At 66.7% G+C, this 21,931-nt stretch carries 21 protein-coding genes; 5 read left to right on the top strand and 16 right to left on the bottom strand.

Features of this window, described 5'->3' with window-relative positions:
• Nucleotides 1–90: 90 nt before the first annotated feature.
• Nucleotides 91–504, top strand: a complete 414-nt coding sequence (locus BLO63_RS20915) for a hypothetical protein (protein WP_143007055.1) — start codon at nucleotides 91–93, stop codon at nucleotides 502–504.
• A gap of 31 nt (nucleotides 505–535) precedes the next feature.
• On the opposite strand, the gene mauJ is transcribed toward BLO63_RS20915, so the two are convergent.
• From mauJ to BLO63_RS06155, 8 genes are all read right to left on the bottom strand, one after another.
• The gene (gene mauJ, locus BLO63_RS20910; protein WP_205409273.1) at nucleotides 536–1,879 is read right to left on the bottom strand and encodes a methylamine utilization protein MauJ; all 1,344 of its coding nucleotides are present in this window, start codon (nucleotides 1,877–1,879) and stop codon (nucleotides 536–538) included.
• 83 nt (nucleotides 1,880–1,962) lie between these two features.
• Nucleotides 1,963–3,855, bottom strand: coding sequence for a phage terminase large subunit family protein (locus BLO63_RS06195; protein WP_091437818.1), 1,893 nt, complete (start codon nucleotides 3,853–3,855; stop codon nucleotides 1,963–1,965).
• Nucleotides 3,848–4,156, bottom strand: a complete 309-nt coding sequence (locus BLO63_RS06190; RefSeq protein WP_091437816.1) for a hypothetical protein — start codon at nucleotides 4,154–4,156, stop codon at nucleotides 3,848–3,850. Before BLO63_RS06190 ends, BLO63_RS06195 begins: the two co-directional genes overlap by 8 nt.
• Entirely contained in the window at nucleotides 4,153–4,731 is a 579-nt protein-coding gene (locus tag BLO63_RS06185; RefSeq protein ID WP_091437813.1) for a hypothetical protein, read from the bottom strand. Before BLO63_RS06185 ends, BLO63_RS06190 begins: the two co-directional genes overlap by 4 nt.
• Nucleotides 4,732–5,056: 325 nt before the next feature.
• Nucleotides 5,057–6,928, bottom strand: a complete 1,872-nt coding sequence (locus BLO63_RS06175) for an AAA family ATPase (protein ID WP_091437808.1) — start codon at nucleotides 6,926–6,928, stop codon at nucleotides 5,057–5,059.
• Nucleotides 6,929–7,066: 138 nt separating this feature from the next.
• Nucleotides 7,067–7,351, bottom strand: coding sequence for a hypothetical protein (locus BLO63_RS06165; RefSeq protein ID WP_143007053.1), 285 nt, complete (start codon nucleotides 7,349–7,351; stop codon nucleotides 7,067–7,069).
• A 122-nt stretch (nucleotides 7,352–7,473) separates the two neighbouring features.
• Entirely contained in the window at nucleotides 7,474–8,811 is a 1,338-nt protein-coding gene (locus BLO63_RS06160) for an HlyD family type I secretion periplasmic adaptor subunit (protein WP_091437804.1), read from the bottom strand.
• Nucleotides 8,812–8,814: 3 nt separating this feature from the next.
• The gene (locus tag BLO63_RS06155) at nucleotides 8,815–10,506 is read right to left on the bottom strand and encodes a type I secretion system permease/ATPase (RefSeq protein WP_244517671.1); all 1,692 of its coding nucleotides are present in this window, start codon (nucleotides 10,504–10,506) and stop codon (nucleotides 8,815–8,817) included.
• 208 nt (nucleotides 10,507–10,714) lie between these two features.
• Between BLO63_RS06155 and BLO63_RS06150 the strand changes: the two genes are divergently transcribed.
• Entirely contained in the window at nucleotides 10,715–11,431 is a 717-nt protein-coding gene (locus tag BLO63_RS06150; RefSeq protein WP_091437800.1) for a hypothetical protein, read from the top strand.
• 180 nt (nucleotides 11,432–11,611) lie between these two features.
• Here the strand turns inward: BLO63_RS06150 and BLO63_RS06145 are convergent, their stop codons facing one another.
• From BLO63_RS06145 to BLO63_RS06120, 6 genes are all read right to left on the bottom strand, one after another.
• A complete protein-coding gene (locus tag BLO63_RS06145; protein ID WP_091437797.1) occupies nucleotides 11,612–12,526 on the bottom strand; it encodes a potassium channel family protein in 915 nt (304 codons plus the stop codon).
• A gap of 107 nt (nucleotides 12,527–12,633) precedes the next feature.
• On the bottom strand, nucleotides 12,634–13,665 hold the full coding sequence (locus BLO63_RS06140; protein WP_091437796.1) for a fatty acid desaturase: 1,032 nt from the start codon (nucleotides 13,663–13,665) through the stop codon (nucleotides 12,634–12,636).
• Between the two features lie 322 nt (nucleotides 13,666–13,987).
• Nucleotides 13,988–14,515 carry a Dps family protein gene (locus tag BLO63_RS06135; protein ID WP_091437793.1) on the bottom strand — a complete coding sequence of 176 codons (528 nt, stop codon included), beginning with the start codon at nucleotides 14,513–14,515 and terminating at the stop codon, nucleotides 13,988–13,990.
• A 121-nt stretch (nucleotides 14,516–14,636) separates the two neighbouring features.
• On the bottom strand, nucleotides 14,637–15,005 hold the full coding sequence (locus BLO63_RS06130) for a response regulator transcription factor (protein ID WP_091437790.1): 369 nt from the start codon (nucleotides 15,003–15,005) through the stop codon (nucleotides 14,637–14,639).
• 112 nt (nucleotides 15,006–15,117) lie between these two features.
• Entirely contained in the window at nucleotides 15,118–15,774 is a 657-nt protein-coding gene (locus BLO63_RS06125; RefSeq protein WP_205409272.1) for a response regulator transcription factor, read from the bottom strand.
• On the bottom strand, nucleotides 15,774–17,156 hold the full coding sequence (locus BLO63_RS06120) for a two-component system sensor histidine kinase NtrB (protein ID WP_244517669.1): 1,383 nt from the start codon (nucleotides 17,154–17,156) through the stop codon (nucleotides 15,774–15,776). The genes BLO63_RS06125 and BLO63_RS06120 overlap by 1 nt, the downstream gene beginning before the upstream one ends.
• A 423-nt stretch (nucleotides 17,157–17,579) precedes the next feature.
• On the opposite strand from BLO63_RS06120, the gene BLO63_RS06115 reads away from it, so the two are divergent.
• A complete protein-coding gene (locus BLO63_RS06115) occupies nucleotides 17,580–18,155 on the top strand; it encodes a helix-turn-helix domain-containing protein (protein WP_342028851.1) in 576 nt (191 codons plus the stop codon).
• 161 nt (nucleotides 18,156–18,316) lie between these two features.
• The gene (locus tag BLO63_RS06110; protein ID WP_091437780.1) at nucleotides 18,317–19,156 is read left to right on the top strand and encodes an alpha/beta fold hydrolase; all 840 of its coding nucleotides are present in this window, start codon (nucleotides 18,317–18,319) and stop codon (nucleotides 19,154–19,156) included.
• A gap of 96 nt (nucleotides 19,157–19,252) precedes the next feature.
• On the opposite strand, the gene BLO63_RS06105 is transcribed toward BLO63_RS06110, so the two are convergent.
• The gene (locus BLO63_RS06105) at nucleotides 19,253–20,146 is read right to left on the bottom strand and encodes a LysR family transcriptional regulator (RefSeq protein ID WP_091437778.1); all 894 of its coding nucleotides are present in this window, start codon (nucleotides 20,144–20,146) and stop codon (nucleotides 19,253–19,255) included.
• A 9-nt stretch (nucleotides 20,147–20,155) separates the two neighbouring features.
• Between BLO63_RS06105 and BLO63_RS21270 the strand changes: the two genes are divergently transcribed.
• The gene (locus BLO63_RS21270) at nucleotides 20,156–20,686 is read left to right on the top strand and encodes a helix-turn-helix domain-containing protein (protein ID WP_244517667.1); all 531 of its coding nucleotides are present in this window, start codon (nucleotides 20,156–20,158) and stop codon (nucleotides 20,684–20,686) included.
• 31 nt (nucleotides 20,687–20,717) lie between these two features.
• Here the strand turns inward: BLO63_RS21270 and BLO63_RS06095 are convergent, their stop codons facing one another.
• Nucleotides 20,718–21,884 carry a lipase family protein gene (locus tag BLO63_RS06095; protein WP_091437776.1) on the bottom strand — a complete coding sequence of 389 codons (1,167 nt, stop codon included), beginning with the start codon at nucleotides 21,882–21,884 and terminating at the stop codon, nucleotides 20,718–20,720.
• Nucleotides 21,885–21,931: the final 47 nt, after the last annotated feature.

Below are 21,931 nucleotides of genomic sequence, written 5' to 3'. Positions count from 1 at the left end.
ATCGCTGGCGCAATGGCCCAATGAACTCACGCGAGACTCTAAGCGTGCTGTTTCGTATAATTGAGCGTGAGCCCACCGGAGGAAAGCGCAGTGAAGCGACTAACGCTGTTTTTTCTGTCGACCGCCCTTGCACTGCCGGCTCATGCGCAAACATTGCCTAATGTCTCACCCGAGCAGATTGAGCAGTTGCGCGCCCTGTACTTGCGACGCCTCGACGCTTGGGTTGCGACGCGTGACATGTCTAGTATTCAAGCCGAAGTTGTCGGCAATTGCGGAAAACTAATGTACCTTCGCGATCCATCGATGGGTAAGTCAACTTCGGTGGAAATGAAGGATACGTTGGACTTCAGGATTGACGTCTGCACGAAAATGACGATCCACAGGGTGGAGCCGCAGCCGGAATTCGCGAACCCAGAGATTATAAAGATAATCTGCGGCGATATGCCTAAAAACGAACCTGTATTCACCCGACTTTGCGTGGCTTCAAATTTGAAATTGCGATAGTCGGCCTTTTTAACTGTATATTATACGATAATTAGACGTCAGTTATCGCGATGCCCTCCGCCTGTTCTCTCGATTGTATAATTTCGTCCCATTTTGCGAGTTCAGCAACATGGCCATCATGGTTGGCCATCATATTTATTGGAATGAATGCGCCAACCCTAGATAAAAGACGTCCCGTGTCCGCATCCCAAATTTGAATCTCCCCATTACAGAAATAATCCCAGATAAATCTACATATTTGTTTTCCATTTCGTACTGCCGCCGCGCTACCATCATCGTGCAGGATGAGGCTGCTATCGATGTCGAACTCGAGCCTCTCCGCCGCGAAATTCAACCAGAATGTTAACTCAGCGAGTCCGTCCGCGCTTCGATAAACCAACTCAACGCGCTGATCTGTGATACCTATTCGTGCCGGTATCATCCCCTCGAATAATGGGAACGGCTCACTGCGACGGAGTCGAAAATTGATGATGGGAAGGTCAATAGAACCTTCAAATTCAGGAGGTATTCCGGAGCGACTTGCCTCAATAACAGTGTGCGGAACTATGCCCTTCCATCCCCGCAATTCAAATAGATGCTCTTTCCAGATTGTTTGCGTAGTTTGTATACCTAGATGCTCCTCGATCGCCAAAACTGCCAGCGCCTCGATTATCGGCAACTCTGCCTCTAGCCGCCGTGAGTCGCGCGGGTCGTCGGGATCTATTACCGGCTCTGAACTGGCGTGCGCGATAGCATGTCGCCCCGAGTCCCTGAGATGTTCGCCGATATCGCCCTCAACTGTCGCCTTCAATTTTTCGATGGCTTTCTTGGCGCGGTGACCATCGAGCTTGTCGATATTGTCGGTTACCCAAGTGCCTCGGATCTTGCCGTTCGGAATGGCTGTCTCCAGCACCCGAAAGAATGAAAGGAATGAGTAGCCAGGGTGGTTTAGTCCCCGACCTTCGCGCATGAGCGCTAGCGCAAGCTTGCCACGCGGACTTTCAATCGTAGGCAGATCAGACAAATCAAAGTCTTCGCGAATTGCATATCCTAACCCCAGCCGCATCCCCATCATACGTGGAATATTGCCGCCGCTCATCTGAACCACTGTTGCGCCGGCGTTTTCAAGCCACGTAAGGACGCTCAGTGCACGGTGTAGAAGGGCTAGGCACTCATCATGATCCATGTCGGATGGTTTTCTGGTAGCCAGTCCAGGGTAGCAGTCCGTTGATAGTGGCATCACCCAGACCTGACGGCCCTCGAAGATGAATGCTTGCGGCTTCGTAGGCCAAGCGGTTCGGGATTCGATGTTAATACACAACCACTCACCATTGACCTTTAGGTCAGGAGTCTCCGCGAGCGCGTCATGGAACGATTTCACTTGGAGGTTCAGCATTGCTTCAACTTCCCCGCTGCGCGCGATTGAGCGGCAGCGTGGCATCTGACGGGGGTATCAGCAATAGCTCCGCCTAAGCCCCCTCACCCCACCCAACTCGACCGCACCACGGCCGGCGCCCGGCGCATTACTTCGCCGGCAGGCTCCGCTCCCACAGCCCCAGCCCGCACCTCCGCCCCTTCCACCTTGCCCACCATCTCGGCCAAGCTCATGCCGGCGGCATAGAGCCCGTGCAGGGCGGCCGTAGCGTAGACGCGGCAGTCGAGGGGCTCGTTGCGCACGCCGGGGTCGGGCACCCACTCGATGCGGGCAACGCCGCGCGTGTAGCGGCGCACCGGGCGCTCGGCGACGAGGCCGGTGAACCAGTGATAGTCGCGCTCGGCCGGCCAGTGGCAGGCGCCGGGGCCGCCATCGACGATGCGCAGGCGCGAGAGCAGGCCATGCTTGAGCGTGTCGACGCCGACAATGTGCACCGGGGCGAGGCTGGCGCTGCGCAGCTTGGGCGGGCGCTTCGGCCAGGGCGGCACACCCGGCCCGCCTCGGCCCTTGATCGCCCATATCCGGCGGTTGAGCCGCTCGGCCGAGAACCGCATCACCTGGTCGGTGCGGTGCCCGCCGGAATCGATCGCCACGGCGAGGATCGGAAGGTCGGGGACGGCCTTCTGGTGACGGAAGCGACGGGCGAGCAGGCGATCGAGCGCCGCCCACACCTCGGGGCGCGAGGTGTCGCCGTGCAGGATATCGTAGTCGAGCGACCAGCTGGCTTCGCCCCGGCCCCAGCCGACGAACTCCACCTCGATGCGGTCGTCCTGGGTGTCGACGCCGGCGGTGATGACGGCGACGCCTTCCGGGAGCAACTCGGTCCATGCCGGGTCGCAGGCGATGCCGCGTGAGGCGAGACTATCAGGCGCCAGCGGCGCCATGTCCCGGTCTTCATAGGCCTCGCCGAGCTTGAGGTTGGTCCATGTCTTCAGCCGCGCCGGGTCGCGCTTCGAGGTGAGGAAGTCGGCGGCGATCTCTCCCCAGCTCTCAAAGGGCGAGTACAGCGCCGAGAGGTGGAAGCCGGCGGTGAGCCCGTCGCCCTGGGCTGTCGGCCGCCACTCGCCCTTGGCCAGCATGGCGGGCTTGTCCGCCTCCTCGATCACCCCGCCACAGGCCTCGCAGGCATAGAACGCCTTGCGCGGCTCGCCCTCCGGCCAGGTCACGCCGCGCCAGCTCAGCGCCTGGTGCGTGCCGCAGTGGGGGCACGGCACGAAGTAGCGGCGCTGGTCGCTCTCGGCATAGGCCTTCTCGATCCGTGACACGCCGGCCTCGGTCGGGGTGGAGATGAGGAAGATCTTGCGCCGCCCCCGGAAGGTCACGGTGCGCTGCACCGCCAGCGCCACCGGGTCGCCCTCGCCATCGGCGTCCGCCGGGAAGGCGTCCACCTCGTCGAGCACGAGATAGCGCGCTGGGGTGGAGCGCAGGCCGGTGGCGGAGTTGGCGCCGGTCATGATGAGGGCGCCGCCGGGGAACTCCTTCAGCCCCACCGTATTGCCGGGATCCTTGGAGCGGGCCGGGGCGATGCGGGAGCGCAGGGCAGGCGTGCCCTCGATCAGCGGCTCGATGCGGGTGCGCGAGTTACGCCGCACCATGTCGATGGAGGGCCAGACGGCGAGGATGAGCCCCGGCGCGTGCGCGACCCAATAGCCGATGGCGTTGAGCCCGGCCTCGGTGCCGCCGGTCTGGGCTCCCTTCATCAGCACCACCCGCTCGACGGGCGAAGCGGTCGAGAGGCAGTCCATGATCTCGGCGAGATAGGGCACGCGGGCGGTGCGCCACGGGCCCGGCTCGGCATTGGTGCCCGGCAGGGTGCGGTTGGCGTCCGCCCATTCGGTGACGGTCAGCTGCAGCTCCGGCCGCAGCCCCCGCCGCCAGGCCGCATCGACCAGCTCGGCGGTGAGCTCGGCCAGCGTCGCCTGGGCAAGGTCAGTCATCGGCGGGTTTCCCAAGCTCAAGGGTGCCGATGTAGCGCAGGATCGCTGCGAGCTTCTCGGCGTACATCTCCGGCCATGGCTCGGCAAAGTAGAACTCGCGGATGTGGCTCATGTCGTCTTCCAGATCGCCGACGTCCAGGTTCTCGGGATATGCGTCGAGGCTCACGTCCATTTCTTCGAGAGGCACCTCCCAGTACAGTGAGTGTTCGACCTGCAGGACCTTGGCCTCGTGACGGGCAAGGGACGCACGGAGAGCGTCCATGGCCGCCAGCACGTCCTTCATCGCGATAGTCGCGCTCATGCGTCGTCTCCTTGCCAGTCATCATCGCTGGCGCCCAGCTTATCGAGAGGAAGGTCTGCCAGCACGTTGAGCTGGGCGCGCACCAGCCGGTCCAGCACGGCGACGGTGGCGGCAAGGTCCGCCCCGGTGGTGGAGGCGATGTCCGGCGCGGCCCGGTTCACCCAGCCGAGCCAGGCGTCGCGCTCGAAGCGGGCGCGGCTCTCAATCGTGCGCAGCGTCGCCGCCCGGTCGATCAGCGCACGCCCCATGCGCTCGGCCTTCAGCCGGGCGATCTCCGCCTCCGCCGCGTCGCGAACGGCCCGATGCGAGACAAGAGCCGGCGGGGTGGAAGCCGAGGAAGCCGGGCCGTCGAGCGAGGCGCGGCGCCGGTTGGGGTCGACATTCTCGGCCACCCACGCCTTGCCCCGCGCCACATGGATGCGCCCGTTCGGCTCGACGGGAAGCCCGCCGGCTATCATCTGCGACACGCGCCCGGCAGAGACGCCGATCGCCTCGGCAAAGCCCTTCTTGGAGAGGGTTTCCGCCGGCTTCCCGGTCACGTCGCCGAAGAGGGAGGAGCCATGCAAATCCTGCATTCTCAACCCTTTCTCAAGCCGGAGACTTTAGGACTCAATCCCGCCCCGTCTAGCGAACTCAAGCGCTCCCGCCGCCCGCATACAGGGACCGGGGGGAGGACCCGCGACAGGCGCCGCAGCTCCGCCTCGATCTCCGATTTGGCCTCGTGGAACGCCTCGGGGTCACGGTGGCTCGGCACCAGCCGCCGCACCCGGTCCGCCAGCTCGACCAGCACGGCCGGCATGGGTGTGGCGGGACACGGGACATCCCCTTTAGGGGGATGTCCCGTGTCCCGTTCCCACCGGGACTCCCGGGACTGTCCCGCCGGGACATTCATGTCCCGCTTCAACGGATTAGCCATGCCCACGGCTCCCACATTGCCACCTCGCCCTTGCTCGACAGGGTCTCCCGAGCCCGTTGGAATGCCTTCTTCTTCGCCTCCTGTGTGTCGCCGAGACCGCGCCGGTAGGCGTACTCACGCCACACCTCCACCGACACGATCTTCACGCCATTGGGGATTTGCCCGCCGGGCGAGGGCTGGCCCTGCTCGACCAGCGCTGCCTTGAGGGCTTCGAGCGCGATGCGCGCTGCGTCGGGTAGCCGCGTGGTGCCCTTCGACTCGCCGGTGCTCGCATCCGTGGGAGCGATAATGCAGGAGGTGATGTCGTCACCGTCCTCATCCGTCCCGAGAACCGATTGCAGCAGCTCGTACTTGAAGGGCGCGATATCGCCGCCGTCCTTCACCTTCGCGATCTTGCCTGCACACACACCCGTCTCGTGACGGGTGATCTCTATCGCCGCATCCACGGCGCCCAGCAGGGCATTGGAGCCCCGCGCGCCGCGATCGGTATCCTTGCCGGAGTGATGCACGACGAGGACGTGGCACCCCAGCTCGCGCTGGATACGCTCCGCCTTCTGCACCACCACGTTGATGTCGCGCGCCTTGTCCTCGTCGCCCGAGCCGATCATGCGCGAGAGCGTGTCGAGCACCACCAGCCGCAGCGGCGCGCTCATGCGGGCCTGGTGGTCCTTCACATCGGCGATCAGCGTCTCGACGCCTTCCTCGTCGTCATAGAGGTTGACCGAGGAAGGGACGAGCACGAAGGGCTTGCCCGCCTCGCCATCCTTCTCCTGCCGCCACGCCTTCATCCGCATCAGCATGCCGGCGCCGCCCTCGCCGGAGACATAGACCACTCCGCCCGCCGCCACCCGCTTGCCGAACCAGTCGCGGCCATGGGCGACGTGCAGGGCAAGGTCGAGCACGAGGAAGCTCTTGGAGGTGCCGGGCGGGCCGTAGACGGTGGAGAAGCCGCCCTCGATCAGCAGGCCCTTCACCAGCCAGGAGAGCGGCGGCTGCTTGTCCTCGTCGCCCCACCACACGGCCGGCAGCCGGGTCGCCGCCGCCGGGCGCCAGTCCGGCGCCGCTTCCGTCAGCCGGTGCAGTTCCTCCACCGTGCCGCCGGCCTGCAGCCAGTCCGAGACGTCGCCCTTGCGCGGCAGGTTCGGCAGGGTGAGCACGCGCACCCGCGTCGCCACCGGCTGCAGCGCCCGCGCCACCTTCTCGGCGTGCTCGCGGCCGGGATCGTCATTATCCGGCACGATCACCACATCGGCGCCGACGAAGTGCTCGACGAAGTCCAGCTTCCACTTGCCGGCGCCGCCGGCATTGCAGGTCGCCGGTACGTTGAGGGTGCGCAGGCGATCGACGTCCTTCTCGCCTTCGACGATGAAGACGGTGCGTTCCGAGCCGATGGCCTCGATCAGCTCGGGGAGATGATAGGGCACCGGGCGCACGCCCTGCAGGTTCCACGCGAAGCCGCCGGCGCCGTCCGGCCGGCGCTGGCGGAACTCCTTCGGCTCATAGCGCACCACCTCGAACAGCAGCGCGCCGGCCTCGTCGACATAAGGGTAGGTGGCGACGATGCGCCGCCCGGTAGAGGGCGCCTCCGGCCGGCCGGCGAAGTCGGGGAAGGTCTGCTTCAGCCAGCTCAGCGCGCCCTCGCGCCCGCCGCCCTGCAGCCGGGCGATCAGGTCGAGCACGCCGCCGCCTTCGCCGGCCTCATGGTCCGCCCATGTGCCCTTATGCGGCCCGCCCACCTTCACCGACAGGCTGCCATGGGTGCCGAAGCGAAGCTCGTCCTTCGACGACATCGCCCGGTTCGGCTCCCCTAGAAGCCGCCCCGCAACCGCCGCCATCAGGTCGGGAAAATCGGTCATGCCGCCCTCCCATGATACCGGGTAAGACGGTTTGCGAAACCTATGCTAAGCCATTGAAAAGTATAGGCTCGGCTTGGCGGCGTTTTGCGAGAAGTCGGCGCCGGAACAACGGGCCGGGACCGACTACGAATCTGGGGGTCAGGAGTTCGAATCTCTTCGGGCGCGCCACTTCCGTACAAAACTGCGAACACCGTTCGCCGCCGCTCCGACGCGTGATGCGGCAGCACGCGTGCGCAGACGGTCCGACTTGTTCCCCATCCGCCGAATCTCTGACCTGCTCACCACCTCGACCCACTGAGCGAGCGTGCGCAGATGGCCGCGGTGATATTCACCGGCCTCTATGCGCAGCTTGGCTCGCGCGACCTCGGAGAAGTCCTTCAGGCTCTCGGCGATGATCTTCGGGGCGACCGGCTCGACCGCCATTTGCGTGCGCTCGGAGTCGGCCCGCCACCTCCTGCAGATCGGCGAGACCCGCTCCGGCGCGGTCGGCCTGGATGCCGCCGCCCGGCTCACCGCCGGCAGGTCGTCCGCCCGGCCTTGCGCCCTCATTCCTCGCGGAAGGCGCGCATCAGCTGGTCCTTCAGCGGTTTGAGGAAATAGGAAATCGCCAGCCGCGGCTCGGTATGGATGAACACTTCCACCGGCATGCCGGGCACCAGTTGGAGCCCGCCGAGCTTCGCCACCGAGGCGGGGTCGAGGGTGATTCGCGCCGTGTACCAGCTTTCGCCGCTGGCCGCGTCGACCAGCACATCGGCGGAGACCTGCGTCACCGTGCCGGCCAGCTCGGGCGTGGTGCGCTGGTTGAAGGCGGTGAGCCGCAGCACCGCCGGCTCGCCGGTGTGGACCTGGTCGATGTCGCGCGGGCGCAGCCGCATCTCGGCCACCAGCGCGTCCGCACTCGGCACGATCTGCATCAGCGTTTCGCCTGGCGCGACGACACCGCCGAGTGTGTGCACGGCGAGGTCGTGGACGACGCCGGCCTGCGGGGCGTGCACCTCCATTCCCTGCAACCGCTCGAAGGCGGCGATCCGCTGCTCGGCAAGCTGGGCCAGACGGAAGTCGATCTCGCTCAGGCTGGCCATCGCCTCGGCCTGCCGCTGCTGGTCGATCTCGATGATCGCAAGTTCCGTCTCGGCGATGCGGGCCTCGGCGCGGGCGATCTCGGCGACGAACTGGCCATGTTCGCCGGTGAGCTGGGCACGCAGCCGGCTCAGTTCCGCCACCTGGCCGAGGGTGGCAAGCTCCTTGCCGTGCAGCGTGGTGACGCTCTCCAGCTCGCGCGCGTTCCAGGCGAGTTCCTCGGTCTTGGCGTCCCGGCGCTCGGCCAGCCCCTCGACCTCGCGGTGGATCTGGGCGATGCGCGCCTCAAGCTGGCGCTTCTGCCCGGCGCCGAGGTCGCGGCGGGCCTTGAACAGCGACTGCTCGGCGGCGACGAGAGCGGCGGCACGGCCGGAGGGATCATCGGCGGGCTGCAACTCCTCGGGAACGGCGAGGCGCGCCGTGCCATCGCGCTCGCCGATGAGCCGCATGCGCCGGGCGACCAGATGCCGGATCTGGTCTTCGACGATGGCGAGGTTGGCTCGCGTCAGCGTGTCGTCGAGCCGGACCAGCACTTCCCCTGCGGCCACCCGGTCGCCGTCGCGCACGGTGATGGCGCCGACCACGCCGCCGTCGCGTGCCTGCACCTTCTTCACCCGCCCGTCCACTTCCAGCGTGCCGTTGCCGATCACCGCGCCGGCGAGTTCCGTCGTCGCCGCCCAGCCGCCGAGGCCGCCGATGAGCAGGGCGATGACGCCGAAGCCGAGCGCAAGGTCGCGCCGGATCGCGCGGGCGGCGGGGGAGATGGCGCGGGCCGGAGTTTCGGGGGGCGTGACAGTGTGCATCGGCTACTCCACCGGCATCTTCAGCCGGGCGAGGACCTCGTCCCGCGGCCCGAGATCGGCGACCCGGCCCTCCTTCAGGATCAGCAGCTGGTCGAGCGTGCCGAGCAGCTGCGTTCGGTGGGCGATGGCGATGACGATGGCACCGCCTTCGCGCGCGGCGCGGATGGCGGCGGCGAGCGCCGCCTCGCCATCCCGGTCGAGATTGGCATTGGGCTCGTCGAGCACGATGAGAAAGGGCTTGCGGTAGAGCGCGCGGGCCAGCCCGATGCGCTGGCGCTGCCCGGCCGAGAGCGCCATGCCGTCAATCCCGATCCGCGTGTCGTAGCCTTCGGGAAAATGCAGGATCATCTCGTGGCAATGGGCATTGCGGGCCGCCGCCAGCACCTCCTCTGCCGGGGCCCCTGGTTCGAAGCGGGCGATGTTCTCCGCCACAGTGCCGTCGAACAGCTCCACATCCTGCGGGAGATAGCCGATATGGCGGCCGATCGCCTCCGGCGGCCACTGCTTCAGCTCGGCGCCATCGAGCCGGATGGTGCCGCGCAGGCAGGGCCAGCTTCCCACCAGCGCCCGGGCGAGGCTCGACTTTCCCGAGCCGCTCGGACCGGCGATGCCGAGGCCCTGCCCCGCCTCCAGCCGGAAGCTCGCCTCCCGCACCACCGGCTGTGCCACGCCCGGCGGCGCGACGGCGATGTGCTCCACCGCGAGGCTGGCCGCGGGCGCCGGCAGAACCAGCTTCTCGGCATCGGGGGGGCGCGCGAGCTGCGTCTCCAGCCGGGCGCGGGCCTGCCGCGCGGCGATGAAGCCGCGCCAGTTGGCGATCGCCTGCTCGACCGGGGCCAGCGCCCGGGCGGTGACGATGGAGGCCGCGATCATCACGCCCGGCGAAAGCTGCTGGCGGATCACCAGATAGGCGCCAAGACCGAGCACCGCCGATTGCAGCGCGAGCCGCAGCGCCCGGGTGAGGCCGCCATGCAGCCCGGCAATGTCGGCGAGGCGCAGGCGCAGCCGCGCATGCTCGTCATTGATCCGGCTCCAGCCGGCGGCATAGGCCGGGGCCATGCCCATGGCGCGCAGCACCTCGGCATTGCGCCGTCCCGCCTCCAGCCGGTCCTGGCGGCGGATGGCGAGGCCGGCGCTCTCGCGCACGGGCGCGCGCATCGCCCACTCGCTGGCAAGCGTGCTGGCCATCAGCAGCAGCGAGCCGGCCACCGCCAGCCAGCCCAGCCAGGGATGGAAGGCGAACACCACGACGAGATAGACCGGTAGCCAGGGCAGGTCGCACAGCGCCACCGGGCCCGGCCCGGCGAAAAAGCCCCGGATCAGGTCGAGATCACCCACCGGCCGGGCGGGCGTGCCCGGCGGCGCGGCCAGAGGCAGTTCCAGCGCCAGCCGGAAGCTGGCGGACCCGAGCCTCTCGTCGATCCGCTCGCCGATCCGGGCGAGCACACGGCTGCGCAGGATCTCGATGAGGCCGAGACAGGCATAGAGCCCCATCACCAGCACGCCCAGCGCCACCAGCGTCGGCACGCTGCCGCTGGTCAGAACCCGGTCATAGATGAGGATCATGAACAGCGGGCCGGTGAGCATGAGCAGGTTGCTCACCCCGCTCAGCACCCCGACGCCCAGGAAGGCGCCGCGCACCTCGCGCAGCGCCTGCGCCACCGGGGTGCCGCCCCGGGCGGACAGGTCATTCACGATCGGTTCCGCGGGCCGGCTCTGGCGTCCGGGTCCACCGCGTCGGGGCGATGGCCGGTGCATGGCTTGGACGCGCATTCATGGGGCGGCGGCTCGCGGAGAGTGAACGGAACGCGGTACGCGGATGAAACACCTTGGCGTGATGACACTCCCGCAACCATCCCGTTATATGCTACCTCTAACTGGCTTTCATCAAGGGAGTTCTCCGATGAGCACGACAGCCAGCCTCGATCTTGCCGGCCAGGACGCCACCTCCGGGGCCGCGCCCTCCAGCGTCACCAGCATGGGGAGCGGCGTCGACGACCGGCCAACGGAGAACATCAGCATCGATTTCGGCAAGATCGAGGGCACGTCGAGCGATACGCTGGGCAGTGGCACCGACGACCGGCCAACGGAGAATATCAGCCTCGATTTCAGCAAGATCGAGGATATGTCGAGCGATACGCTGGGCAGTGGAAACGACGACGGCAGTCGGCCGATCGAGGACATCAGCATCAGCTTTAACAAGCTACCTGAGCGGTGGTCGAGCGACGCCTCGTCGTCGGAGGGCGGCGGCACGGCGGGCCTTGACGACGACGGCAATCGGCCGATCGAGGACATCAGCATCAGCTTCAACAAGCTACCTGAGTGGTGGTCGAGCGACGCCTCGTCGCCGGAGGGCGGCGGCGCGGATGATTTCGTGCTCCAGTCCGATGCGGCCGGCGAGGACGCATCGTCCGGCCTGCTGGATTTCTCCGGTGTCGGCGACGACGCGCGGGCCGAGGGCGAGGAGTTCCTCACCTTCGACGCCCCCGCCGGCGCGCCGCCGGAAGGCGACAGCGCCACCCTCTCGGCGTTCGAGGCCGCGCATGCGGACCCGACCGGCGACCGCATCGAGGACGTCGTGGCCGCCCCGCGGCCGGTGGCCGACGATTTCATCGCCTAGAGCCCTTTCCGATCGGGCGGAACCCTGGCGCGGCGTGCCTGATCAGGCCCTGGCCGCCGCCGCCACGTCACGCCGGCGATCGAGCATATTGTCGACCGCCGGGGATGGCTTGCCTGCAAAGTGGCCGGGGCGGCGCCTGTAGCCGATCTGCGCCCGGATCAAACTCCCGGGCCCGCGCGTTCATTCTCCGCCCGTGTCGGGAATGGTGAGCAGCTGCCCGCACGCCTTGCAATGCACCGCATCGGGCTCATGGCGCATCAGCGCGCAGGTCGGGCAACGGAACGAGACCTTGTAGGGGCGGAACAGCGCTTGGGCGAGCCGCACGAAAAGCGAGATGCCGACGATCATGGTGACGATCGCGGTCAGCTTGCCGGCCGGGCCAGGAAGCGTGATGTCGCCGAAACCCGTCGTCGTGATGGTGGCGACGGTGAAGTAGAGCGCGTCGATCCACCCCTCCATGCCTGAGCCCGGCCGGGCGAAGACCGTGTAGATGAAGCCGGTGATGACGAACAGGCAGGTGACGAGGTTGATGCCGGCGCGGCCGACATCCTCCCACTCGCCATAGCCGCGTCGGCGCAGCGCGCGCCAGAAGATGTCCTTCTGCGACATCGACCACAGCCGCAGGATCCGCAGGAAACCCAGATTCGCCAGCCAGAGCGGCGCGAGCAGCGTCGCGAGGACGACCAGATCGACCCAGACCACGGGCTGCCGAAGCCAGCGCCCGAAATGGACCGACGCGATCGCCCGCGCCGAGAGATCGGCGGCAAGCAGCAGGGCGACGGCGTAGTCGATCCACAGATAACCCCGCCAGTGCTGGAGCACCGGGCCCAGAATGAAGAAGCCGACGATGACGAGGTCGATGCTGGCGACCGCCCATTGGAAGCGGGTCGCCCGCCGGTCGGTCCCCGCATAGAGCTCGCGCAGGCCCCGGCGCCATCCGGAACGGGTGGCCGTGCCGTCGTCGGGGTCGTGTGCGTTCTGGCGTTGCGCATCCAGCAGCGCGGCCACCGTCGGCCCCTCGCCGTGAGGCCGAAGACCGTTCGCCTCGCCGCCCGGGCGGGCCGTCGTTCCGCTGGTGCCCGTCTTGCGCTCCATGAATCCCCCCGGTGCATCCCCCGGTGTGCATCCGCCGGTGTCGATGCGAAGACCATAGCGCAGCCGCGATCCGGGCGTGCCGGATCATGCCACCGACGGAACGCCTGCTATTGATAGAGCGCGCGCATCTCCCGGAAGGAGATCAGCTGCCGCTGCCGGTCGTCCCACAGCGTCAGCCGCACGCAGCCGAAACTCTCCCAGAGCGTCAGCCGCCCGACATCGCGCAGTTCCGGATGGTCGCGCAGCACTTCCGGCAGCCGGTAATAGGGAATGCGGGCGCACAGGTGATGCACATGGTGCATGCCGATATTGGCGCTGAACCAGCGCAGAACGGCTGGCAGGTCGTAATGCGACGAGCCGTGCAGCGCCGCCTCGTGGAATTCCCAGCTCTCATTGTCGTCCCAGTGCGTGCCCTCGAACTGGTGCTGGACATAGAACAGCCAGACCCCCGCGGCCGCGCCCAGGATGACGATCGGCAGGTGGACCAGCAGGAACGGCCCGATGCCGAAAGCCCACATCAGCAGCCCCGCCGCGACGGCGATGCCGAGATTGGTCGTCATCGTGCTCACCCACGGCGTCCAGCCCTTGCGGGTGAAGCCGACCGGCAGGCGGCTCTCCAGCAGAAAGACGTAGATCGGGCCGATGCCGAACATCACCAGCGGGTGGCGGTACAGGCGATAGCGCAGCCGTCCCCAGCGCGAGCGCGCCAGATATTCGTCCACCGTCAGCGTGTCGATGTCGCCAATGCCGCGGCGGTCGAGGTTGCCGGCGCTGGCATGGTGGATCGCGTGACTGCGACGCCAATGGTCATAGGGCGTCATCGTCAGCACGCCGATCACCCGGCCGGTCCAGTCATTGCCGCGCCGGTTGCCGAAGAACGAGCCGTGGCCGCAATCGTGCTGGATCATGAACAGGCGCACCAGCAGCCCCGCCGCCGGGAGGATGAGGAGCGCGTACAGCCAGAACTGATCCAGCTTCAAAGCCGTCAGCATCGCGGCCCAGGCAAGGGCAAAGGGCACGGCGGTGATGAGAAGTTCGCGGACGCTGCGGCGCGGATCGGACTGGCGGTAGTCGTTCAGCCGGCGCGCCCAGCTTCGCGCATCGGCCTTCGCGAGCGCGCTTTCACCTAACATCAACATCTGCATCTCCGTCTCTGCGCACCTCGATCGCGCGTGTCCGGGCGGCTCGTCGATGTTCGTGGGGTGAGGCCGCGCGTTCGGCACGGCGAAGTGCGCATTCAAGCACGGAACAGTGTTGAAAATGCGCGGCAGCCGTCACTTTGTCGCTCGCTGCCGCCCGATGGCGCAAAAAAGGTGTGAATTCGCGCGGCGAGCGGACCCCGGCCGTCCCCGGAATTTACGCGCGGAATAAAGGAGTTACCACGTTTACCGCCGGGGTCCGATCGCGACGCTTATTCACACGCAGCGCCGGCTGAAACCTCCGCAAATCCGCGCCCGGCGATCAGCCGCGGGCTTCGTCCTTGCGGCCGGATTCGAACAGGAACCAAGTGCGGCGCTCGGTCTCGTCGATCCAGTTCTCGATCAGGCTGGCGCTGGCGACATCGCCGTGCTCGTCGCACAGCGCGTGGGTGGCGCGCAGGAAGCCGGTGAGCGCGACATTGTCGCTGCGCAGTTCGGCGAGCATGTCCTGGGCGGTGACGAAATCGGCGTCGTTGTCCTCAATCCGCGACAGGCGGGCAATATGGCCGACCGAGCGCAGCGTCGTGCCGCCCAGCTTGCGCACGCGTTCCGCGAGTGCGTCGGTCATGGCGAAGATCTGGTCGCCCTGCTCGTCGAGCATCAGGTGATAGTCGCGGAAATGCGGGCCCGACAGGTGCCAGTGGAAGTTCTTGGTCTTGATGTAGAGCGTGAACACATCGGCCAGCAGGGTGGTCATGGCGGCGGCGAGGTCGGCCACGGCGTTGGAAGGCAGCGAGGTGGGGGTGGCCAGCGGTGCAAGCCGGCGCTTCTTGGTGGCTTCGATATCCATGACAGGCTCCATAAAGTGGGTTCGGGGTTGCGGTCTTTGAGACATGGCAAGGCTGAGCATGCGCCGCGAAAGGGCGTGCGTCTTGCCGGCTTGAACGGTCGGCTCGTGCAGGCGCGCGCGCCTAATGGGGGCGAGGCCGGCTTCTGAGCGCTTCGAACACGAAGCCCATGATGGTGTCGGCGTCGAACGGCTTGGCAAGGAAGCCGAGGGCCCCGCCCTCCTGCGCCCGTCGCCGCACCCGCTCCTCGGGAAAGCTGGTGATGAAGATGACCGGCAAGCCCGCGCCACGCGCGCGCAGAACATCGAACAGCTCAATGCCGCTCATGTCAGGCATCTGAACATCGGTGATCAGGCAATGGGCCTGCGGCATGTTCGACGAGGCGAGAAAGGCTTCTGCCGAAGCAAAAACGCTCGTCCTGAAGCCGAAAGAGCGGATAAGGCTTTCGATGGCCACGCGCACCGATTCATCATCATCGATGATGGCGATCATCGGAACGTCAGACACGGGATATCCCTTTCGCGGTCAAAGCGGCACGCCTTGGCGCGTCCCGATGACAATGGCGCGAAAGATCCGAAGTTCACATTATACGGAGGTTTGGAATTCAGGCCTTTGTGATGCCAAGGCCGAGCGTTTCCGCCATGCGCACCAGATCCGCCAGGGACTTCGCGTTCATTTTGCGCATCACATGGCCGCGATGAATCTTCACGGTGATTTCCGACAGATTGATCTGAGCCGCCACCTGCTTGTTCATCAGCCCGGAGGTCACAAGCGACATCACTTCCTTCTCGCGCGCGGTCAGTGACTGGTAGAGGGCGCGGATGTCGGTCGAGGCCTTCTCGGCCTCGCTCTGCCGGCGGTCGTTCTCCAGTGCCGTCGCCACGGCGTCCAGCATGTCCTGATCGCGGAACGGCTTGGTCAGGAAGTCGACCGCGCCGGCCTTCATCGCCCGCACCGTCATCGGAATATCGCCGTGCCCCGTCATGAAGATGATCGGCATGTTCATCGGCGATGACGCGATCTGCGACTGGAAGTCGAGCCCGCTGACGCCCGGCAGGCGAATGTCCAGCACCAGGCAGCGCGGCACGGCGGGGGGCTTGGCGGCAAGCAGTTCGGCGGCCGAGCCATACAGCTCGACGCGCAGCCCGACCGAGCGGAACAGGCTGCTGAGCGCCTCGCGCAGCGCCTCGTCATCATCGACCACGATCACCGTGGGCGCGGGCGGAGCGGCGGGCGTGCGGCTGGAGGACGACGTGGACATCACGGCACCTGTTCCTTCAGTGCGGGCAGTTTGACGGTGAAGCTCATCCCATGATCGGCATTGGCCGCGAAGGATATGCGGCCGCCATGGGCTTCGATGATGGAGCGGCAGATCGACAGCCCCATGCCAAGCCCTTCCTTCTTCGTGCTGTAAAAGGCGGTGAAGAGCTGGCCCGCGCTCTGCGGGTCGACGCCGATGCCGGTGTCGCGCACCTCAAGCAGGGCGCCGCACTCCCCACCGCCCTCGCGGGCCTCGCGCGTGGCGATCAACAGTGTGTGGGCGCGTCCCGAGACGCTGGCCATGGCCTGTATGGCGTTCATCAGCAGATTGATGACGACCTGCTGAAGCTGCACGCGATCGCCTGAAATGTCGGGCAGCGCGGCCTTGAGGTCGAGCCCGACGCTGATGCTGTGCGACGCAGCTTCCCGCTCCACCAGCGCCAGCGCGTCCTCGACGACGTCGTTCAGATTGACCGGCATGTGATCGGGGTCGGCACGGCGGGCCAGCGCCCGCAGGCGGGCGATCACGTTGCTGGCGCGCTTGCCATTGCTGATGATGTGCTCCACCGAGGCGCGGGCTTCGCCGAGGTCCGGCACCTCGCGCCCGAGCCAGCGCAGGCATGCCTCGCCATTGGTGACGACGGCGGCGAGCGGCTGGTTGACCTCGTGAGCGATGGAGGCGGTGAGTTCGCCCATGGTCGCGACCCGCGTCGCGTGCGCCAGCTCGGTCTGGGCCTTTTGCAGCATCGCTTCCGAGCGTTTGCGTTCGGTGATGTCGTTGTTGGTTTCCATCACCGCCACCGGACGGCCGGCCTTGTCCATCTGCAACGACCATCGACTGAGAACAGTCACCTGTGTGCCATCGCGCTTGAAGTGCGTCAGTTCGCCGGACCATTGGTGGTCCGCCAGCAGCGCGGCCTGGATACTGGCCGGCGTGTCGGGAAACCGGGTGCGCAGCAGGCTGGCGGCCATCTGGCCAAGCGCTTCCGCCCGGCTCCAGCCATAAAGCTCTTCCGCACCCTGGTTCCAATAGGTGATCCGGTCGGCCAGATCGCGCACGAAGATGGCGTCATGGGTGAGGTTCAGCAGGTTGGCCTGCTCGCGCAGCGCCGACGTCACCTGCTGGTTTCGCAGGGTCAGGAGACTGGTGATGGTGATGGCGGAGAGGCTCACGCCCAGCCGGACCAGCGCCGAGCTTTCCCAATCATGCTGGTGGACGATCAGAAAGCTGATGCTGGTAAGGGCGATGCACCCGCCCGAGACCGCCAGCACGCCGCGTCGCCCGACGAAGTGGGCCGACGGCATGATCACCGCGACGTAGAGAACGGCAATGGCGGTGTCGAGCGGCGTGAGCGTATCGACGGCGAAGATCGGTGCGGCCATGATGAAGGCGATGACCGGGAAGAAAAAAGGAGAACCCGCTCCGTTCTCCGCGCGCGTACCTTTTATAGCCACGGGCCCCCCTTGCTGCCGCCGCTGTACTCAGCTCGTCATGACGCATCGTCAGATCGCGCATGACGGTTCAACACGCCAAGTAAAGCTTTCTCTTTCGCACGGTCTAGAACAGAAGCCAGAAACGGGGCAACGGGCGTTTCCCCTGGCGGCGAGGGCAGACCACACGCACCCGGCCGCGCCCCTGCGTGTGGTCGGCCACGTCGGCATGCGTGGCGCGGCCACGAAATATACCAAAGTATGAAGTTTGGCATCCAAGAGCATATTGAATGAAACGCTCGTACAATTTTGCATAGCGGGGATGCGTCTACTCTCAACTCATCGAATTGCCTGATGATCTTGAGAGGAATTCAGATGCATTCCCCAGTCGCTACCACATCAGTAAACGGCGTGTATTGCCAGGCCATTGAGCGTCTTCAGGAAGCAGACGGCGAGATCAACGCCATTGACCGCAATGCGCGGGTCCGGTCGGCCCTGCCGAAATGGCGCCTCAAGCGCGTCATCGAATATGTGAACATGAATCTCGCCGAGCGCGTCAGCCTCGCCGACATGGCCGGCGCGGCCGGGCTCAGCCGGATGCACTTCGCCGCCCAGTTCAGGGTCGCGACCGGGCTGCGTCCGCACGACTTCCTCCTGCGCCGCCGCATCGAGCTGGCGCAGGAGCTGCTCGCCGGGACCAACCAGCGCATCATCGACATCGCCCTGGCGGCCGGTTTCCAGACGCAGGCGCATTTCACCACCGTGTTCAAGCGCCTTGTCGGCGACACGCCGCGCCAGTGGCGTGTGACGGCGGCGCGCCAGTCCAATGCCGTGAAGCCGCGCCACCGTCCGCTTGCGGAACACGCGCCGCGCGCCAGCCTCGGGCTGGTGGCGGGCATCTGGGAAGGCTCCGCAAAGGCGGCCCCGCCGCGCTACGGCGTCGCGAACTAGCTGGCGGCAACGTCGCCTCCATGGCCCCGCCCTCGCTCCCGATCGGAGGCGGGCGCGGCTTCCGTCGCCGGCCCGGAACCCCGGGCCGATCCGCTCTCATTCCATTCCTGCCGTCGGCTCGCCGCATCCTGCGGGGGCGCGGCCTCTCCTGGAGAACTGCCATGACCAGCTATGTCACCACCAAGGACGGCGTCGAGATCTTCTTCAAGGACTGGGGCCCGAAGGACGCCCAGCCCATCGTCTTCCATCACGGCTGGCCGCTGTCCTCGGACGATTGGGACGCGCAGATGCTGTATTTCCTCGGCGAAGGCTTCCGCGTCGTCGCCAGCGACCGTCGCGGCCATGGCCGCTCGGCGCAGGTGAGCGAGGGCCATGACATGGACCATTACGCCGCCGACGTCTCCGCCGTGGTCGAGCATCTCGACCTGAAGAACGCCGTCCATATCGGCCATTCCACCGGCGGCGGCCAGGTCGCGCGCTATGTCGCCAAGTTCGGCCTGCCGCAGGGCCGCGTCGCCAAGGCGGTGCTGGTCGCCGCCGTGCCGCCGATCATGCTGAAGACCGCGGCCTATCCCGGCGGCCTGCCGATCGAGGTGTTCGACGGCTTCCGTTCGGCGCTGGCCGCCAACCGCGCCCAGTTCTACATCGACGTCGCCTCCGGCCCGTTCTACGGCTTCAACCGTGACGGCGCCAAGGTCTCGCAGGGCGTGATCGACAATTGGTGGCGCCAGGGCATGGCCGGCAGCGCCAAGGCGCATTACGAGGGCATCAAGGCGTTCTCCGAGACCGACCAGACCGCCGACCTCAAGGCGATGACGGTGCCGACCCTCGTGCTGCAGGGCGATGACGACCAGATCGTCCCCCACAAGAACGCCAGCGCGCTGCAGGCGGAACTGCTGCCGAACCCCACGCTGAAGGTCTATCCCGGCTTCCCGCACGGCATGCTGACCACCCATGCCGACGTCATCAACCCGGACATCCTCGCCTTCATCAAGGGCTGAGCGAGCGCCGACCGTCCTCCAACCTGCGGCGATGCCTTGACGGGCATCGCCGCTTTTGTCTGGCGGCAAGCGCCCGAACCAGGCGGCAAGGCGGGCTCAGCGCAGCATGGCCGGCAGGTTCTGCGCCATGAAGTCGACGAAGGCGGCCAGCTTGACGGGAAAGCCGGGACCGCCGGGCCACACGGCGGAAACCGCGCGCTGATTGGCCGTCTGGTCGGCAAGAAGCGGCCGCAGCGCGCCGCTTTCAATGTGCTCGTCGGCCCAGAAGCTGGGCAGGCAGGCAATGCCCAGCCCGTCCAGCGTGGCCATCAGCAGCATCGCATAATGGTCGGCGACCAGCTTGTTGGACAGCCCGGCATTCACATGCGCCTTGTCCGGTCCGAGCGGCCAATTGTCGATGCGCCGGCTGGAGACGTTCCGATTGCGCAGGCAGGCGTGGCCGAGAAGATCCTCGATCGTCTGCGGAACGCCGCGCCGCTCCAGATAGGCGGGCGCCGCCACCAGCCGCAGGCTGAACACGCCGAGCCGCCGGGTGAGCAGGCGCGAATCCTGCAGCGGACCGATGCGCAAGACGACATCGTAGCCCTCCTCGACCAGATCGACGATCCGATTGGTGTAACTGACGTCCAGGTCGATGTCGGGAAAGCGCGCCATGAACTGGAGGAAAACGCGGTTCCAGCGGTCGCTCACCACGGGGGCACTGACGCGCAGCTTTCCGCTCGGCGTCGCGTGGACGCTCGACAGCCGGGCTTCCGCCGAGGCGAGCTCCGCCATGATGCGGCGGCAATGGTCGAGAAAGACGACACCTTCCGGCGTCAGCCCGATGCTGCGGTTGTTGCGATGAAACAGCCGGATACCCATGCGCGCTTCCAGCCGGACGATAGCCTTGCCAATGGCCGAGGCGGTGACGCCGAGAACCCGGCCCGCCGCCGCATAGCTCCCGGAATCGTTCACCTGAACGAATACTGAAATACCATCCAGCTTGTTCATGCGGAATTCTTGTCCGCATCATCCGGCATCCGATCCCGGTTTCGCACGCTCATCAAACTACCTAGCCTCCTGCGTCCGCCGGCGGATGAAAGAACTGGGACGATGCCACCAAGCAAAGGCGAGCTGACAATAGGGCAGGGCCGTTTCGGCGAGCGCATCATCACGCATCCCGACATGGCCGGTTCCCCGATTGCTGGGATCGTCGTGGCCGGTCTGGCGCCCTGGCAGCAGCGTCGCGCCACGGACATGATGCAGGCGCGGCTCGGCGGCCCGCTCACGATCAAGGAGATCGCGCGCGCCTGTCAGATCACGCCCAGCCATTTCGCCCGCGCCTTTCGCGGCACTTTCGGCCGCGCACCATATCGCTACCTGACCGATCTCAGGATCACCGAGGCCAAGCGGCAGATGATGGAGACCGACCTGCCACTGACGACCATCGCCATGATGTGCGGCTTCACCGATCAAAGCCATTTCACCCGCGTGTTCCGGCGCCTGGTCGGCACGAGTCCCGGCCTGTGGCGGCAATCCTTCAGGAAATAGGCCCCGAGGCGTCTGGCGGGCATCATGGCGGCTACTCCCGCATGGCGCAATCAGCGGTGGCGGGCGCCCCTGCGAAGCGGTCGGCCAGCCAGCGAACCGCCATGTCGGCGCCCCGGCGCGCGGCGGTGCCGTGGTCGACCCCCGCCATCTCGACATAGCGGACACGCCGGCCCGTCGCGCACAGATGCTTGACGTAGCGCCGGGTGATCGACGCCTCGACGATCGGATCGGCCCCGCCTTGCAGCATCAGGATCGGCACGTCGCGCTGCGTCTCCGGCGTGCTGTTGCGCGCGATCAGGCGGCCCCAGACCGTGGCATCGCCGGGCTCGGTCGCCAGGAAGCCGCTGCGCTGGAAGCCGAGGCTGTCGAGCCCGAGCTGCAGGTCTTCGAGCGGACCGAGGCTGCAGACCTGCGCAATGGCATCAATGGCCGCGATCGCTTGCCGATCGGCGATTTTGTCGATCGGCGCGCCGTAGAAGCGCTGCCATGACCAGATGGCATAGGAGGCGATGACCCGCCCCGCCGCCGTTTCGGCGTCGGCGCGCAGAAGCCGGCGAAGCTGGGTCGGGGCCGATACGGCGGCGCTGCCGACCAGGGTCAGTTCCGGCGCGTAGCTGCCGGCGATCGAGGCGACGAACAGGGCGCCGTGCCCGCCCTGCGAAAAGCCCCAGGCGGCATAGCGCCGGCCCGCATCGGCCTGGGGCAACTCCCGCACGGCACGCACCGCGTCGATCATCGCGCGGGCGGTGCTGACGCCGTCGAGATAGGGGTGAACGCCGGCTGAGCCGAGGCCGGGATAATCGGCGGCGACCACGACAGTGCCGTTGGCGAGCATCTGCGTGAGGCCCAGCGTCGCCCCGATCGCCCGTTCCACATTGAGCGAGGGCGCACAGTCACGGGCGACGCCGGTCGTGCCATGCCCCCATGAAACGACGGGGCGACCCGAGGCTGGGGCGGGACCATTGGGAATGATGGCAAGGCCCGAGACGATGACCGGCGCGTTCCGCGAGGTGCGCGAGCGGTAGAGAATGCGGTAGACCGAGCCATAGCGGTAGAAGCCGGGCACGGGGGTCGCCGCCACCAGCACGCCGCGCCGGGGCGCTGCCGTGTCGGAAGCGAAGGCCGCCGCGCCCGGCAGCGACAGGAGAACCGACAGCGCCGCCGCGATGCAGAGGCGGAAAACCTGCGTCCGTGCCATCGTCGTTTCTCACTTTCCGTCCGTTGGAACGCCTCGACCGGAGAACG

This window comes from Ancylobacter rudongensis (assembly GCF_900100155.1).
GTDB classification, from domain to species: Bacteria; Pseudomonadota; Alphaproteobacteria; order Rhizobiales; family Xanthobacteraceae; genus Ancylobacter; species Ancylobacter rudongensis.
This window is presented reverse-complemented; position numbering and strand designations above follow the sequence as displayed.